Below are 16659 nucleotides of genomic sequence, written 5' to 3'. Positions count from 1 at the left end.
AACAATTTCATATTTATTCTGAAGGCTGCATGATCTCTGTTACCTTTGCTGCGGTATCAGAATTCATTTTCCCTAGAATATCACCTCTGGCGCTCGCATCCATCTGCATTAAGATGTCTGCAACAAGTTGAAGATTATCTGTCATAGTATCAAAAATTGCAGCGGCTTCTTTGGGTTTCATGGAAGAATATGTTTTTACATAGTCCTGTAACTGTTCATCCGCCTGCACCTGGCTAACAACCTGTTTGTATAAAACCTCCGCATTTGCAGGGTCTATACTTTCATAATAGTTCTTATATTCTTGTATATCGGGAGCATTATCTGAGAAGACAACCTCCTCATAGAATTTTTGCTTTTCAGCTTCAAAATCGGCTTCATCCTGCTTATATTGCTGCAGTTCAGCGACCTGGCTTTCTAACTGTGATACATAATCACTGCTTTGTGTGCTTTGGCTTTGTGCATCTGCAAGTTCTACCTCAAGTTCCTTGATTCTTGCAATTGCGTCATCCAGTGTCGCATACCCGTACTCCGTATCTTCTGTTGACATTTCTTCTGAAGATTCCGGCAGGATTTTATTGATATATGGAACATCTTTTAATAAAGGTGTCAAAACTGTTGAACCAAATCCACCGACATCCCATTTTACTAACAGTGTTAAAATTGCAAGCCAGATTACGACAATAATAAGTGTCACGAAGAAAATCGCCACCTTATTTCCACCGCTTGTCTCTGTTTCCTCTTCCAAAGAATCACTTTCTAGCTTCTTTTCCTCTTTTGCTTTCTTCTTTTCCTGTTTCCGTCTCTCTTTTTCGGCTTTCTTCGCAGCCTTCTTATCTAGTGTCTCATCTTGTACATCCATATTCTCTTCTGCCATTTGTACACCACCCTAATTCTTTTTATCTTGATTCATCAGCATTTTCTTTCCCATGGTAGGTATAGCTGACTAATTCATCGATTTCCTTGTTCTCTGCATACTGTAATTCCTGTTTGAATGTTTCAAATGCCTTTTCTTTTAATTTTTCATGTGTCTTTCGCTCAACCATGACATCGTTTAGCCGTTTCCGCGCCGCCTCTAGATTTTTCTCGGCGACATGCACCTGCATCATCTGGGTTCGTATCAGGGACTTCATCGTATCAATCGCTTTTCTGCAATTGCGTACTTCCTGTATATCAATATTTCCCATCATCAATTCTTTTGCCTGTTGCTCGTATCCAGCTCTTCGGATTATGAGCTTTTGAAGTTTCATCTGCTCTTCCTCAAGCTTTGCATTGGCAATCCCATACGCAATCTTTGCCTGACTTTCTATTTTCAGTTTTACATCTAAGATATTTTGCATCCGGTATTGAAACTTTGCCATAAAACCGCCAACCTTTGTCTTTAGTCATTGAAAAGATTTATCAACATCTCAATCTCATCTTCAAATTGGAACTTCTCATCTGTCTGCTGGCACAAAAATGCATTGACCGCATCAATTTTGCGAATTGCATAATCGATGTCTTTATTGGAGCCTGTTTTATAAGCACCAATGTTAATCAAATCTTCTGCTTCATTGTAAGTTGCAAGTACATTTTTTAATTTGCCTGCCACCTCTTTATGTTCTTTTGTCGCAATTGCGCTCATAACACGGGAGATACTTTGTAAAATATCAATCGCCGGATAATGGTTCTTATGCCCTAATTTTCTCGACAACATAATATGTCCATCCAGGATACTACGGGCAGTATCTGTAATCGGTTCATTAAAATCATCTCCATCTACTAGGACTGTATAAAGTCCTGTGATAGAACCTTTATCCGAAGTTCCTGCGCGCTCTAATAATTTGGGCATCTCCGAATAAACGCTCGGCGGATACCCCCTTGTTACGGGCGGCTCACCCGAAGCAAGCCCAATCTCTCTTTGTGCCATCGAAAATCGGGTCAGGGAATCCATCATAAGAAGAACATCTTTTCCCTGGTCTCTGAAGTACTCCGCAATTGTCGTTGCGGTCTTCGCCGCTTTATTTCGAATCAGTGCCGGTTTATCGGATGTTGCTACAATCACGACAGACCGCTTCATTCCCTCCTCACCAAGGTCTCGCTCAATGAACTCCCGCACCTCACGGCCTCGTTCTCCGATCAATGCAATTACATTGACATCCGCCTTTGTATTTCTTGCAAACATTCCAAGAAGCGTACTTTTTCCAACACCGGAACCTGCAAAAATACCAATTCTTTGACCTTTTCCAACGGTAATCAGACCATCCACCGCTTTTACTCCAAGAGGAAGCACTTCACTGATAATCTCTCTTTTCATCGGATCTGGCGGTGCAGCTTCAACCGGATATTCATAAGGCAGTGTCAGACTCTCTACATCCGTTGGATTGCCAATTCCATCCAGCGTATGCCCTAAAATGTCATCCCCCACAGAAACAGATAATGGATGTCCCGTATTTTCAACGATACATCCAACACCAATCCCTTCCACACTTTCAAATGGCATGAGCAGGAGTCTTTTTTCTCTGAATCCGACCACCTCTGCCATGACTGTAAGATTCTTTTCCTTGTCGATTATGATACGGCATAAATCATTCAGTTTTGCTTCCGGTCCTACTGATTCAATTGTAAGTCCAACAATCTTTACTACTTTTCCAAGTCTTTTAAAATAAGTTTTTTCCGCAAGCTTTGCATATTTTTCAAATTGATTTGTCACTTTATCATCCTCATGAACACAACGAACGAATATCTTTTGTCAGATTCTCAAGCTGCACATCCACACCACAATCGAACACACCCGACTCGGTTTCCAGTACACATTGAGAGCCGTTCATTGTCATATCTGTCGTTATTTCCAGTTCAATTTCATTTCCAACTTCATTCAAAATGTCTTCTTTGTGTTCCTGCAAGTACTGCGCATTTTCATTTGAAGTCTTAATCTGGAACTTCTTCTCTCCATCAATGTTGCGGATTGCATGTTCAATCAGGTAAAGTAAAATTTCTTTTTTATCATCAAACTGAACATGGAACACTTTGTTGAATACCTGTACAATTACATCCACAAGCTCCTGCTCCATATTCTTGAATTTACAATTGTAGTCTTGTTCCAGGCTATCCTTTTTTGTCTGGTAATCCTGGTCTAACTGTGCTTTTTTCTGTTCTAACTCTTCCTGCTGTCTTTCCAGCCCGTCCTGATACCCCTGTTGTCTGGCATCCTCAAGAACTTTCGCCGACTGGCGATAAGCTTCATCTAGCAAACCATCTGCCTTTTCTTTGGCTTCCATTAAAATCTGATTGGCCTCTGCCTTTGCAATTTCACTGCAATCAACCTCTTCCTGCTTGATTACATTTTCAGATGAACCAGAAAGAATTCCTTCCACGAACTCATTTTCGCCCGTCTGTTCTGGCAAATGCAGTTCATGTGCAAGTTCTTCTAAACGTTCTGCTACAATTGCATTAGAATTAATGACCCTTGCGTCTTCATTTTGTGCAATTACAAATTGCTGTTTATAAAGATTAGACAACGATCTCGTCACCTCCACCTCTGGAAATAACAATTTCCGCAGAATCCTCTAACTTACGAATAATACTTACAATCTTCTGCTGTGCCTCTTCTACATCTTTCATACGAACTGGACCCATGAATTCCATATCCTCTTTAATCATAGATGCAAGACGTTTTGACAGATTCTTAAAGATGACATTCTGTACCTCTTCATTTGCACCCTTCAGTGCAATACCAAGATCTGCATTATCAACATCTCGAAGCACTCTCTGAATTGCTCTGTCATCAAGAAGGAGGATATCTTCAAATACGAACATCTTCTTACGGATTTCGTCAGCAAGCTCTGGCTCTTCAATTTCGAGATTTTCCATAATATGTTTTTCTGTCCCACGGTCTACTGTATTCAAGATATTTACGATAGAGTCGACACCACCCACAATGGTATAATCCTGATTTACCAAAGAAGCAAGTTTCCGCTCTAAGACACGTTCAACCTCTTTGATGACATCCGGTGACGTGCGATCCATCATTGCAATTCTCTTTGCAACATCTGCCTGTTTCTCCGGAGTCAATGCCCCAATTACCATTGCTGCCTGTTGCGAAGTCAGATAAGATAAAATCATTGCTATCGTCTGTGGATGCTCATCCTGAATAAAGTTAAGTAACTGACTCGGATCTGTCTTACGTACAAATTCAAACGGACGAACCTGTAAGGACGCAGTAAGTTTTGAAATAACATCCTGTGCCTTATCATTTCCGAGTGCTTTTTCAAGAAGTTCTTTGGCGTAACCAATACCGCCTTCTGCAATGTACTGCTGTGCAAGACATATCTGGTAAAATTCTTCAAGCACTGCCTCCTTCATCTGAGGCGACACACTTCTCGTATTTGCAATCTCCAATGTCAGCTCTTCAATCTCGTCTTCCTTTAAATGTTTAAAAATATCTGCGGATTTTTCCGGTCCCAATGCAATTAACAGGACTGCCGCTTTTTGAACACCATTCATTTCATCGCTTGCCATAACTATATGCTCCAATCTTTTGTAATCCGGAAATTCATTTTATCTCTTTCTTACTTTTATTCCCAATCCTCATTCAGCCAGTTACGAAGTAATGACGCAACCGCCTCCGGATTCTCATCTACAAATTTTTCAATTAAAATCCTCGTTTCGGACTTTTCATTAAATCCAATGTCTTCCAAGGATTCCTGATTCTCTTTTGTAGCCTCCAACAGATTTTCTACGGAAAGTTCTGGTTCGAGTTCTGTTTCTTTCTCTTTTCTTGTGCTGCGGAATACCACAAATCCGAGAAGTGCAAAAATGATAACCGCAAGTGCAATCTGTAAGTAATCAGATAACGTACGTCCGTTTCCGGATGAATACTGGAACACTGGCTCATCATACGCAATGATCGTGATATTATCTCGGGAAAATCCAGTCGCTGTTGCCACCATGTTATAGTAATCATCATCTACATCTGCTTTTACACGATTGCTGTTCGCTGCTACATATTCATCAAATGTCATCCCATCTAATGCGCCTGATTTTTTCAACGTATCTTCATCATAAATCACATAATTAGTTGCAACAATCGAAATGGAAGATGTATCGTAGTTTATTGTTCCTACTGCTGATTTTGTCTCTGTGACTTTTTCATTGTTCTGATAGTTTGTCTTATTCTCATTAACCTCAGACTTTGTATAATCACTGTCGTCTATCATGTAGGTGGTGTCATCATTGGAACCTGTTCCGGGTTCTGCTGCTGCTCCCCCCTCTGATGTTGAAGAATAGTCATCCACAGATGACGGCATACCCGTCGTCATTCCATCCGGTGCGTAATACTCATGTGTTGCCTCTGTCTTTTCATCAAAGTTCATATCCAGGTTAGTTGCAATCTCAACGCTGTCATACAAAGAGGAATCCTGCATTGCCTTTTTAACCTTGTCCTTAATCTGATTCTCTGCTTTTACTTTCAAAGACAACTGGGTGTTCGCTGTTCCTGTTGTAGAAGATGAATCAGAACCTGAATAAAGTACATTCGAGTTGCTGTCCATAATCAGAATATTATCGGTATTGTCATTGCCCAGATTAGTTGCCATAAACTGTGCAACTCCATAAGCCTGGTCTTCATCCATATCATCGGATAAAGTTAAAATTGCAGTTGCAGATGCCTGCTCATCTTTAGAAAGAATGGTTCCATCATCGTCCGGTAAATCCAAACGCACTGATGCACTCTCTACATTCGAGAATGTTTCCAAACTTTCCGCAAAATGCTTTTCCAGATATACTTTGTATTTCTTGGTCTTATCCGCTTCTGTGGAGCTGAATCCTCCATCGAATACACTGCTGATATCATATCCTTCCGCCGGAATATTGTTCGTTCCAAGCAGGATTGCTGCATTTGCCTTATCTTTCTCATTTACTTCAAATGTCAGTCCATCATCTGACAGCTGATAAGAAACGTCGTTTCCTTCTAGTAAATCCTTTACCTCTCCTGCCTGTGATGTAGAATCACAGGTAATCAACGGAACCATGGTTGGCTGTGACAAAACCGCTGCCAAAATGATAAGTGCTAAAAGAACACATGCTGTTGCGCTAATCATAATCATGCGCTGCTTTGTGTTGAATTTTTTCCACCATTCCATTATTTTGTCTAAAATCTTTTGAACCTGTTCCGGCATATTAATCCCTCATATCTATTCATGTATTTGTCTTTATATTGACATATTCATAATCTCTTTATATGCATCAAGCATCTTATCGCGGACTGCTACTGTGTACTGTAACGCAACATTTGCTTTCTGAAGCGCAATCTGTAAATCATGTGTATTCTCCGAATATCCTAATGCAAACTGAATCTCTGCTGATTCCGCTGAATTCTGTAAATCATTTGTCTCGTTTAACATATCCATTGCAGAATTCAGCGTGGCACTAAAACTTTTATCTGATGTATTAACCAGTTTGTTTTTCTCTGCAACCTGTGATATATAATCTGATGTAACGCCCGAAAGTGATGTAATATCCATCTGTTATCCCTTCCTTATCTCTTATTTTCCAATCTGTAATCCAGCCTGCGCCATGCTCTTGCTCGCATCAAATGCTGTTGTATTTGCCTCATATGCCCTTGTAGCGTCAATAAGGTTGGTCATCTCTGTAACCGTATTCACATTCGGATAGGAAACATAGCCATTCTCATCTGCATCCGGATGGGAAGGATCATACTCCATCACAAAATCTGTCTCCTCGTCCTCTTTTACTGAGGAAACTTTTACACCATTTCCAATTCTTCCTGCATTTCTGGATGTATTGTAGTAATCACTGAATGGTGTTACCTGTTTTTCACTAAATGTGACAATTTTACGACGGTATGGTGTCCCATCTTCTGTTCTTGTTGTATTTACGTTTGCGATATTCTGTGCAATAATATCGGTTCGAAACCGCTCAGCCGTCATACCGGACGCACTGATATCAAACGCCTGAAATAATCCCATGTCTTCTTACCCCCATCTGTTATTTTCCTAATGCTGATGCAAGTCTTTGGAACTCCGAGTTGATGCAGCTTCCTGTCAGAGCCTCATAACGAATCTGTTCCGACGCAAGTTCCACGTTCTCAGTATCAACATCCACATTATTTTCATCAATTCGGTAGGAATATCCAGCCGAATCTGTATAAGTCTGAACATTCAGCTTGTCTAAATCGACATTCTTCACTTTTTCATCCAGCGTAATATACTGTGCATTTCCAAGTTCTCTTCGAAGTGTTGTCTCAAAATCCACATCAATCCGCTTATACCCCGGTGTGTCTACATTTGCAATATTATTTGCAATTGCTTTCTCTCTCATCCAGCTTGCATCCGCAGCCTTGTCCAAAACATTGATATAATTGAATGCATCGGTGTTAATCATACAGCCTTCTCCCTTCCGACAAATAAGTACTTTTTTCTCATTTTTATTATAAATCATATTTTCAAAAACACAAGTAGTTTTTCCATATTTTACATGATATTGTGCATTTTTCCAGCAAAGGTACAACATCTTTGATTCACGTCCAAAACAATGAAACATGCAAAAACCCACATAAAACCATACTATTAATGTAACTTTCTTACACAAATTTTAAAATACTTTTTTCGATTTTAGGCTGAAATTATCCGAAAAAAGGAGCTTATAGTCTGAAACTATAAGCTCTCACTCTATACTTCTTTTAAATTTTGGTTTTTAATCTTTGCCAATTCATCAAAAACAACATCATTTAATACTTTGATGTATGTTCCTTTCATTCCGGATGATCTTGATTCGATTACCCCGGCACTCTCAAATTTACGGAGTGCATTTACAATTACAGATCTTGTAATGCCTACGCGGTCTGCAATCTTGCTGGCAACAAGAATTCCCTCTTTTCCATCCATCTCATCAAAGATATGGGTAATCGCCTCCAATTCAGAAAACGATAACGTGCTGATTGCAGATTTTACAATCTGAACTTTTCTTGTCTCTTCCGCATTTTCCTCATTCACAGAACGCATCATTTCAAGTCCGACTACCGTAGTTCCATATTCTGTCAAAATAATATCATCAATATCATATTGTCTGTCACAGCGGTAAACAAACAAGGTTCCTAAACGTTCCCCTGCGATATCAATCGGTGTGATAATCGCTTTGTATTTCTTTATCTCTCCGACAAATCCAAGTGTCTCAAGATTTACATTTTCTTTTGTCGATAAAATTCCAAGCAGACGTTCATTCAACAACGGATCGATGAAGCCCCCTACCTCATCAACGATCAGCTCTGTAATCTCCTCTACTCCATTGCATAGGCCGGTTCCTAATACTTTTCCCTTCTTACTAATCACAAGAATATTAGAATCAAGAATACCCGTTAAAACCGCACAGATATCGTTGAACACGACTTTGGACGAATTGTTGTTATGAAGAAGCTTATTTATCTTCCTCGTCTTGTCCAATAACTGAACACTCATCTTACATGCCTCCTATTTTCAAACTAGTTTTCCATGTTGAAGATAATTCTAGCACCTTTTCGTCATCTTTGCAACAATTTTGTAATTTTTCTGAAATTTAATTAATTATTTGGTTTCTTTTCTGTTACATAACCACATTTTTCGTCAGAACAAACAATTTTGTTGCCTTTGACCACCATGTACTTTCCACATTTCGGGCAAGGTTCATTCACCGGCATCGACCAGCTCATGAACTCACACTCTGGATTATTTTCACATCCGTAATATTTTCTTCCCTTTTTGGTCTTCTTTAACACTACATCTTTTCCACAGACCGGACATTTCACGCCAATTTTTTCTAAGTATGGCTTTGTATTCCGGCATTCTGGGAAGCCCGGGCACGCTAAGAATTTTCCGTGAGGACCATATTTTACAACCATGTTACGTCCACATGATTCGCAGATTACATCCGTTACCTCATCCTCAATTTTTACCTTTTCCAGTTCCTTTTCTGCTTTTTCAACCGCTTCTTCCAAATCCGGATAGAAATTCTCTACAACCGTCTTCCAGGCAATTTTCCCCTCTTCCACACCGTCCAGAAGTGATTCCATATTTGCGGTAAAATGTTCGTCAACGATAGACGGGAACGACTCTTTCATAATGGAGTTGACCACTTCACCAAGCTCTGTCACATAAAGGTTCTTTGCCTCTTTTACAATATATCTTCTTGCAAGAATGGTTGTGATGGTTGGGGAATACGTACTTGGTCTTCCGATTCCAAGTTCCTCTAACGTCTTAACCAGCGATGCTTCCGTGTAATGTGCCGGTGGCTGTGTGAAATGCTGTTTATCCTCAAAATCAATCAATTCGAGCTGTGTAGATTCGTCGATGGATTTTAACAATACATTTCCCTGTGCCTTCTCATCATCTTCACTTGTATACACAGACATGAAGCCGTCAAAGGAAATCTTAGAAGCAGCCACATTAAAACGGTATTTTCCAGCTCCAATTTTTACGGTTGTTGTCTCATAAACAGCCGGAGCCATTCTGCTTGCTGCAAAACGTTTCCAGATTAACTGATACAGACGGAACTGATCTCTCGACAACGAATCCTTTACCATAGCCGGTGTACGGTTGATGTCGGAAGGTCTGATTGCCTCATGTGCATCCTGAATTTTGGCAGAATTTTTCTTTTCTGTCGATGTGGTTGCAACATAATTCTCACCATACTGCTCTGTAATAAATGTTCTCGCCTGCTCATCTGCCTCTTCTGAGATACGGACAGAGTCTGTTCTTAGGTAGGTAATCAAACCGACCGTACCTTGTCCTTTAATATCAACACCTTCATAAAGCTGCTGTGCAATTCGCATCGTTTTTGAAATTGCAAAGTTCAAGTTCTTTGATGCTTCCTGCTGCATGGTACTTGTCGTAAACGGAAGCGGTGCTTTTTTCACACGCTCTCCTTTTTTAACGTCTAAAACCTGGAATTCTTCCTGTCTGATTTCATCCATGACTTTTTTCATCTCTGTTTCAGATGAAATTGTCATCTTGCTTTTCTCATCTCCATAGAACTTCGCTACCAGTGGTTTCTTTTCTCCAGGAATCTGTAACGATGCATCAAGTGTCCAGTATTCTTCCGGAATAAACGCATTAATCTCCTCTTCTCTGTCACAGATAATACGAAGGGCAACCGACTGCACACGTCCTGCACTTAATCCACGTTTTACTTTTGCCCAAAGGAGCGGACTAATCCGGTATCCTACCATACGATCCAACATTCTTCTTGCCTGCTGGGCATTGACAAGATCCATGTCAATCTCCCGTGGCTCTTTTAACGAAGTCTTTACCGCATTCTGTGTAATTTCGTTAAAGCTAATTCGGTAAACTTTTTTATCTGCTAACTTTAAGCTCTGGCTTAAGTGCCAGGAAATTGCTTCTCCCTCACGGTCCGGGTCGGTTGCGAGATAAACTTTATCTGCTTTTTTGACTTCTTTTCTTAGCTTTGCAAGAATATCGCCTTTTCCACGTATTGTAATATACTTTGGCTCATAATCATGTTCTATGTCAATTCCTAAAGTACTCTTCGGCAAATCACGCACATGTCCATTTGATGCCACCACTTCATAATTCTTGCCTAAAAATTTCTTGATTGTTTTTACCTTTGCCGGTGATTCCACGATCACAAGATATTTTGCCATTCATCCATCTCCTTTGATATCCCCTAATTTCGTCTTATATAATAATTTTTAAATGATTCTTCAATGAGATTCTTTTCCTGTAAAGCTGTTACTGCGGGAATCAGCTTTTGTACAGAAAGACCGGTTTTTCTCAAAAGTTCATCGATACTTCTCGGTCGTAAATCTACACAACTATACACCAACGATTCATGTTTTTCAAGTAATATTTTTTCAAGGGTCAGTTGTTCCATGTCATCGGATGATGTGAAATTAAGGTCTGTTAAAAGGGCATTTGTACCTGTTACAATGCCTGCTCCCTGGCGGATTAAATCGTTGCATCCAAGGCTTAAATCATCGTAAATTCCGCCCGGAACCGCATAAATATCCTTTCCCTGTTCAAGTGCAAAATCAGCCGTGATCAAAGAGCCACTCTTTCTTCTTGCCTCCACAACAATCACGGCATCTGAGAATGCCGAAATCAGACGGTTTCTCGCTGGAAAAAGTTTCGCCACTGGCTGCGTTCCAATGGGGTATTCACTAATGATGCCACCAGTCTGTAAAATTTTTTCATATAGAGAACGGTTTGTGGGCGGATAACAGACATCCACACCGCATCCTAATACGGCATAGGTCTTTCCTTTTCCACGGATGGCACCCCAATGTCCAAACGCATCAATGCCAAGTGCCATGCCGCTTATCACACTCACATTTTCTTTTGCAAATTTTTCTCCCAGCTCTAACGCCACAGCACGCCCATATTCGCTGCATCTGCGTGCCCCTACGATGGCAATGCTTTTCTCCTTGGGATCCGGAAGTTTCCCCTTGCAATAAAAACTGTATGGTGCATCATAAATATTTCGTATTTTTTCGGGGAAATCATCATTTTCGATGCAAAAGAAAGAAATTCCGCTTTCCTGTAATTTTTCCTCCTGTCTTTCTAAATTCCATGTCTTTTTAGACTCTAAAATGCTTTCCTGTTGTATTTTCGAAAGTTTTGGAACCGCCTGAAGTCTAGATTCCTTCGAAAAATAAACTTCCCTCGCATCACCATATATCTGTATCAGGTGATGAATCGTGCGATTTCCTATTCCCGGAATGTTCGAAAGCCAGTATTGATACTTTTTCACCTGACACCTCCTCTTTGAAAAAATTTCCGTTCGAGACTCCGGTAACAGATTGCTTCCTCCAGATGCTTTTTCCGTATCCTTTCGGAGGACTCCATATCAGCAAGCGTTCTCGACACCTTTAAGATTTTATGATATGACCTTGCTGTTAAATTTAATTTTTGAAACATCTGTCTCATATAGTCTTCTAACTCTGGTGTTAGCGCACAATACTCTTTTATTTTGGAGGATGGAATCTGGCTGTTATAGCAAAATGCTTCTTCTTGATATCTTATTTTTTGTACTTCCATTGCCCGGACAACCCTTTGTCGAATCTGTTCTGAAGTCTCATTTTCCATCTCTTCATTTAATTCGTCATAACTGATTTTTGACGCCTCTATGCTGATGTCAATCCGGTCTAAAAGCGGCTGGCTGATTTTGTTCAGATAGCGCTCGATTGCCGTCTGCGAACACCTGCATCTTTGCATATCCGGATAGTAGCCACAGGAACACGGATTCATCGCCGCCACTAAGATAAAATCCGCCGGGAACACATAGTTTCCATACGCACGGACGAGGTGAACCTTCTTTTCTTCCATCGGCTGCCTTAAAATCTCAAGTGTCGTCTTTTGAAATTCGGGAAGTTCATCCAAAAACAGGACGCCCTTATGTGCCAGTGATATCTCCCCCGGTTTCGGGTAAGTGCCTCCTCCAGATAACCCCTGCGGCGTAATCGTGTGATGCGGATTTCGAAACGGACGCTCTTTTAAAAGCGTCTCACTTTGTTCCAGCAAACCGCACACACTGTATATTTTCGAAAGCTCCATTTGCTCTTCCTCATCTAACGGTGGAAGAATGGACGGAATCCGCATCGCTGTCATGGTCTTTCCTGCCCCCGGCGGCCCAATCATCAAAAGATTATGCATCCCGGAAACTGCCACCTCACAGGCCCGTTTTAACATTTTCTGACCATTTATGTCAGCAAAATCATAGGTTCGTTCCTTGAGCGGAATCTCTTCTATATTAATATCTGTTTTTTCGACATAAGCACCGCCATTTAAAAAAGAAATCGCCTCTTTCAAATCTGACATTCCATATACCGCCATGCCAGATACAAGTCCCGCTTCTTTTCTGTTACATTCCGGTATCAGGCATGCCTTCTTTCCATTCTTTTTCGCCATTGCGACAATCGGAAGAACGCCTGTCACACCTTGTATTTTCCCGTTTAACCCAAGTTCTCCTATTACAATACTATCCTTTAGGGAATCTTCTGGAATCATACCAAGCGCACAAAGAATTGCAAGCGCAACCGGTAAATCAAATCCAGACCCCGTTTTTCTGATATTTGCCGGAGAAAAATTTACGGTAATCCTCTTGGCCGGCAATAAAAAGCCTGAATTTTTCAGTGCCGTCCTGACACGTTCTTTTGCCTCCTTTACTTCAGCAGACAAAAATCCTACCATCTCAAAAACAGGCAGTCCTTCACTGATGTCTGCTTCTACCGTAATTGGAATACTTTCAATTCCATGCACAATTGCAGTGGAAACGATACTATACAAATAATCACTCCTATTCTGTTTTCTTTTAAATTTTGGAAATTCTGGCTGAATGCCAATTGACGTTATAGATAAAAAAGATGAAATCATCATAGCATAGATTTCATCTTTTTCAAAGAATAATTACTATATTTTTTAAAAATTTAACTTTAGTTTGTCTAGCGCTCTTTTTTCAATCCTTGAAACATAGGATCTTGAGATTCCCATTCTTGCGGCAAGTTCACGCTGCGTCATCGTCTTTTTTTGAAAAAGGCCATACCGGTTTATGATGATTTCCTGTTCCCTTTCATTTAAAACCTCGGGTAAAATCTGCATCATCCTTTGAATCTTTCTGTTTTTTTCCATCTCTTCGACAACGTCCACCTGCTCGGATTCGACGATATCCAAAAGATGAATCTGGTTTCCCTCTTTATCTGTTCCAATCGGTTCATACAGGGAAACATCTTTGGCATTTTTCTTACGCATTCGAAAATACATCAAAAGTTCATTGTCAATGCAGCGTGCTGCGTAAGTTGCCAGTCTGCTCCCGTGATTTTCCTTGTAGGTAGAAACCGCCTTGATTAACCCGATGGTTCCGATGGAAATCAAATCTTCCATGTCTTCCTCTGTGTTCTGGTATTTTTTTGCGACATGGGCAACCAGACGCATATTTCGTTCCACAAGTTCATTTCTCGCCTCAAGGTCGCCTTTTTTTAACTTCTGCAAGCAGGAAGCTTCCTCATCTGGTGATAATGGAGTCAAAAATGTTTTCAAAACGCACCTTAAAAGCCTATTTGATACATTCTATGTTTCGGCCATGTTTTCCGTGCTTTTCCCCTTCTTTTTTCCAAAAAAACTTTTTTAGGACAACATTTTTGCTTTTGCGCAATCTGCGCTTACTGCTTCATTTTACGAAGATATTCCTGCAGCCATTCTTTTTCGTAAGGAATTTTTCCTTTTAGCAGTTCATATTTGATAAAATGATTTGTCTCCTTTTCTCCCTTTAATGCCACCATTTCAAGCAACAGCTCCAAAAGAGCTCTGGTGTCATCATGAAGAATGTGAACTTCTTTTCCATTGTTATAATATTTTAACGCACTGTCATTGCGGTATTTTTCTTTTTGATAATTTTTTGACGCTGCCACACGGTCAATGTACATCTCCACCACATAGCGGATTGGCATCTTCATTCCCATAAGACCCTTTGGTTTTCCCTTTTCCGGTCCTTCCTGATCCGGCACTCCATAGTCAATCCAGTACTCTAAATGATGCTTATTTCTGCCTTTGTGGTGCAGCCAGGCTGTGGAATAACCACGTTCCTTCCGCTCTGCATTATTCGGACTCATCGTCCCCTGATAATACTTACAGCCAACCAAAAATTCCGTCGGCGTATACTTCGAAAGGTCATGTAACAGCCCTTGCTTGTATAAGCCTACCTGAAAGCATCCCTTCATAACCAGATTTTTATGATGATTGATTGTACAAAAATGTTTCCATGCTTTCATGTTCTATTCCCATCTCTTACTTTCATTTTTTGTCTTTTTTTGCGTTTTTTCTTCTGCCACTGCCTTTGGCACTTTTCGTGATATCAGAATTGCAACCGTTTGTCCACTTATCGCATAAGTTTGTTGATTTTTTAACAATGCTGCCTTTTCCAAAAACGGTGTTTTCCCAAGTGAGGTATCCATGACAAGGTGCCACTTCTTATTTTCTTGCAATTTTGGCAATGCAAGCGCACCATTCCCCACATGAAAATTGTAGGCAATGTAGACATCCTCCTGTGAATTTGTATCTTTTGCATATCCGCCACAGTACATCATGCCGATATCTTGCTGTTCCGGCAAAAATTCCAGCATCCAGGCACTTTTCTCATGATAAGATAAGTCCGGCATTCCTTTTTGCGCATAATCGCAAAGCCTCATTGGCACAGCGCTTGAGACAACCGGATGTTCCTTTCGAAAGCGGATTAATTCTTTTACATAATCCGTAAGCCACTGTTCTTTTTTCGCCTGTTTCCAGTTAATCCAGCCGATCTCATTATCCTGGCAATAAGCGTTGTTATTTCCATCCTGTGAGTTGGCGAACTCGTCCCCCGACCATAAAAGCGGAACCCCCTGCGCAAGCAGCAGGCAGGCAAATGCATTCCGGATTCTAAGTTCTCTCATTTCCCGAATCTGTTTTTTTCTGGTAGGGCCTTCCGCACCACAATTGGAGCTGAAATTCCAGTTATTTCCATCCCGGTTATCCTCACCATTTTTTTCATTATGTTTTTGCTCATAAGAAAAGAGATCCGCTAATGTAAAACCATTGTTGCTTGAAATATAATTGACAAATCCTTGCGCAACATCCTGTTTTCGCTGCTGTCCCGCAAATTCCACCATATTTCCGCCTAAGTGGTTTAACATTTTCCGAACCGGGTATAAATAATTATCGTTATAGACAAACAGTCTCGAATTAGTCTCTCCATCTTCTAAAAGTTCCGGCGCAAAACCGGTATAGAAAAACTTCGTCTCCTGCAACAGCGGATCTTGCACAATCGCAGTAACCGGCAAATGATTTCCAAGAAGATGAAAACCATCTACCTGATACTCCATCACCCAATAACGCAGGGCATCTAAAATAAGGCTGTGGCTTTCTTTTTCCTCAAAGTAAATCTCCATGACAGCCTCCATGTGATGCGCATGTAGCGTGTCCACAAGCTGTCTGAATTCCTTCCTTGCATCCTTTTTCCCATAAGATGATTTTACTGCAAAATAATTGCCTTTTGTATATCCCCAGAAATTTAACGCTTCCCTTGGGTCCGCCTCCTCAAACTCGTAGACTGGCATCAGTTCTAATGTTGTGATGCCAAGTTCTTTTAAGTATGGAATTTTTGCCGTGACCGCAGGAAACGTTCCCTTCTTTTGTCCTCTGACCGACGTATCCTCCATGGAAAATCCTCTGACATGAAGTTTATAAAGAATCATCTGGTCTTTTGTAACAGGCTCTCTCCTCTCTTTGTGTGTAAAGTCGCAGTTTCCCGTTATGCCAGCAAAAACCTCACGCACTTCCTTTTTTTCACAAACCGGATTCCACGCTTCTCTTCCAATAATTTCTTTTGCATAAGGGTCTACCTGTATCACACCATTGATTTCATACTGATAGACTATATTTTTCCATGCAATCGGTTCGACGCAAACGGAACAGAGTGAACCAATCCTGTATTCCTTTGGAATTAAAATGCGATGCTGTTTTTGTTCTTCTTTCTCATATAAAAGAATAGCACATTCTTCGTCTTTTTTCGCACAAAACGTAAATGTCACAGTTTTCTTTTCTGCCACAGCGCCTAATTCCTTATAATTGCCTTCTTTTATCGTAAAATTCATATATACCAGATGCCTTACCTTTCCAGCGAAACCGTCTTTTTCCTTAA

Annotated in this window: 16 protein-coding genes; all 16 read right to left on the bottom strand. The window is 40.5% G+C overall.

All coding sequences use genetic code 11. The features are described from left to right. Positions 1-13 precede the first annotated feature (13 nt). The 16 genes from BIV16_RS04790 to BIV16_RS04715 all read right to left on the bottom strand — a co-directional run bounded on the left by BIV16_RS04790 (position 14) and on the right by BIV16_RS04715 (position 16612). Positions 14-874, bottom strand: coding sequence for a MotE family protein (locus tag BIV16_RS04790; protein ID WP_075679099.1), 861 nt, complete (start codon positions 872-874; stop codon positions 14-16). Positions 875-896: 22 nt separating this feature from the next. Next, positions 897-1358, bottom strand: coding sequence for a flagellar export protein FliJ (gene fliJ, locus BIV16_RS04785; protein ID WP_075679100.1), 462 nt, complete (start codon positions 1356-1358; stop codon positions 897-899). Between the two features lie 20 nt (positions 1359-1378). Then, a complete protein-coding gene (fliI, locus tag BIV16_RS04780; RefSeq protein ID WP_075679101.1) occupies positions 1379-2689 on the bottom strand; it encodes a flagellar protein export ATPase FliI in 1311 nt (436 codons plus the stop codon). 10 nt (positions 2690-2699) lie between these two features. After that, a complete protein-coding gene (locus BIV16_RS04775) occupies positions 2700-3497 on the bottom strand; it encodes a FliH/SctL family protein (protein ID WP_242940304.1) in 798 nt (265 codons plus the stop codon). Next, entirely contained in the window at positions 3490-4497 is a 1008-nt protein-coding gene (gene fliG / locus BIV16_RS04770; protein WP_075679102.1) for a flagellar motor switch protein FliG, read from the bottom strand. Before fliG ends, BIV16_RS04775 begins: the two co-directional genes overlap by 8 nt. A 56-nt stretch (positions 4498-4553) precedes the next feature. Beyond that, complete coding sequence (gene fliF, locus BIV16_RS04765; protein ID WP_075679103.1) at positions 4554-6155, bottom strand: flagellar basal-body MS-ring/collar protein FliF; 1602 nt, start codon at positions 6153-6155, stop codon at positions 4554-4556. A 33-nt stretch (positions 6156-6188) separates the two neighbouring features. Beyond that, a complete protein-coding gene (fliE, locus tag BIV16_RS04760) occupies positions 6189-6500 on the bottom strand; it encodes a flagellar hook-basal body complex protein FliE (RefSeq protein WP_075679104.1) in 312 nt (103 codons plus the stop codon). A 21-nt stretch (positions 6501-6521) separates the two neighbouring features. After that, complete coding sequence (flgC, locus tag BIV16_RS04755) at positions 6522-6965, bottom strand: flagellar basal body rod protein FlgC (protein ID WP_075679105.1); 444 nt, start codon at positions 6963-6965, stop codon at positions 6522-6524. Between the two features lie 19 nt (positions 6966-6984). Continuing rightward, positions 6985-7380: a flagellar basal body rod protein FlgB gene (flgB, locus tag BIV16_RS04750; protein WP_075679725.1), complete on the bottom strand. Its 396-nt coding sequence runs from the start codon at positions 7378-7380 to the stop codon at positions 6985-6987. Between the two features lie 287 nt (positions 7381-7667). Next, the gene (gene codY, locus BIV16_RS04745; RefSeq protein WP_075679106.1) at positions 7668-8453 is read right to left on the bottom strand and encodes a GTP-sensing pleiotropic transcriptional regulator CodY; all 786 of its coding nucleotides are present in this window, start codon (positions 8451-8453) and stop codon (positions 7668-7670) included. Between the two features lie 101 nt (positions 8454-8554). After that, entirely contained in the window at positions 8555-10630 is a 2076-nt protein-coding gene (topA, locus tag BIV16_RS04740; protein ID WP_075679107.1) for a type I DNA topoisomerase, read from the bottom strand. 23 nt (positions 10631-10653) lie between these two features. After that, a complete protein-coding gene (dprA, locus tag BIV16_RS04735) occupies positions 10654-11736 on the bottom strand; it encodes a DNA-processing protein DprA (protein ID WP_075679108.1) in 1083 nt (360 codons plus the stop codon). After that, positions 11733-13271 (bottom strand): YifB family Mg chelatase-like AAA ATPase, encoded by a 1539-nt coding sequence (locus BIV16_RS04730; protein ID WP_075679726.1) that lies wholly within the window; start codon positions 13269-13271, stop codon positions 11733-11735. The genes dprA and BIV16_RS04730 overlap by 4 nt, the downstream gene beginning before the upstream one ends. Positions 13272-13403: 132 nt before the next feature. Beyond that, entirely contained in the window at positions 13404-14021 is a 618-nt protein-coding gene (gene sigK / locus BIV16_RS04725) for an RNA polymerase sporulation sigma factor SigK (RefSeq protein WP_075679109.1), read from the bottom strand. Positions 14022-14143: 122 nt separating this feature from the next. After that, positions 14144-14752, bottom strand: coding sequence for a DUF5662 family protein (locus BIV16_RS04720; RefSeq protein WP_075679110.1), 609 nt, complete (start codon positions 14750-14752; stop codon positions 14144-14146). A gap of 3 nt (positions 14753-14755) precedes the next feature. Next, the gene (locus BIV16_RS04715; protein WP_075679111.1) at positions 14756-16612 is read right to left on the bottom strand and encodes an alpha-amylase family glycosyl hydrolase; all 1857 of its coding nucleotides are present in this window, start codon (positions 16610-16612) and stop codon (positions 14756-14758) included. Positions 16613-16659: the final 47 nt, after the last annotated feature.

This window comes from Roseburia sp. 831b (assembly GCF_001940165.2).
Classification (GTDB): Bacteria; Bacillota; Clostridia; order Lachnospirales; family Lachnospiraceae; genus Roseburia.
Note: the sequence above shows the minus strand (reverse complement) of the source record. Positions and strands in the feature narration are given on the sequence as shown.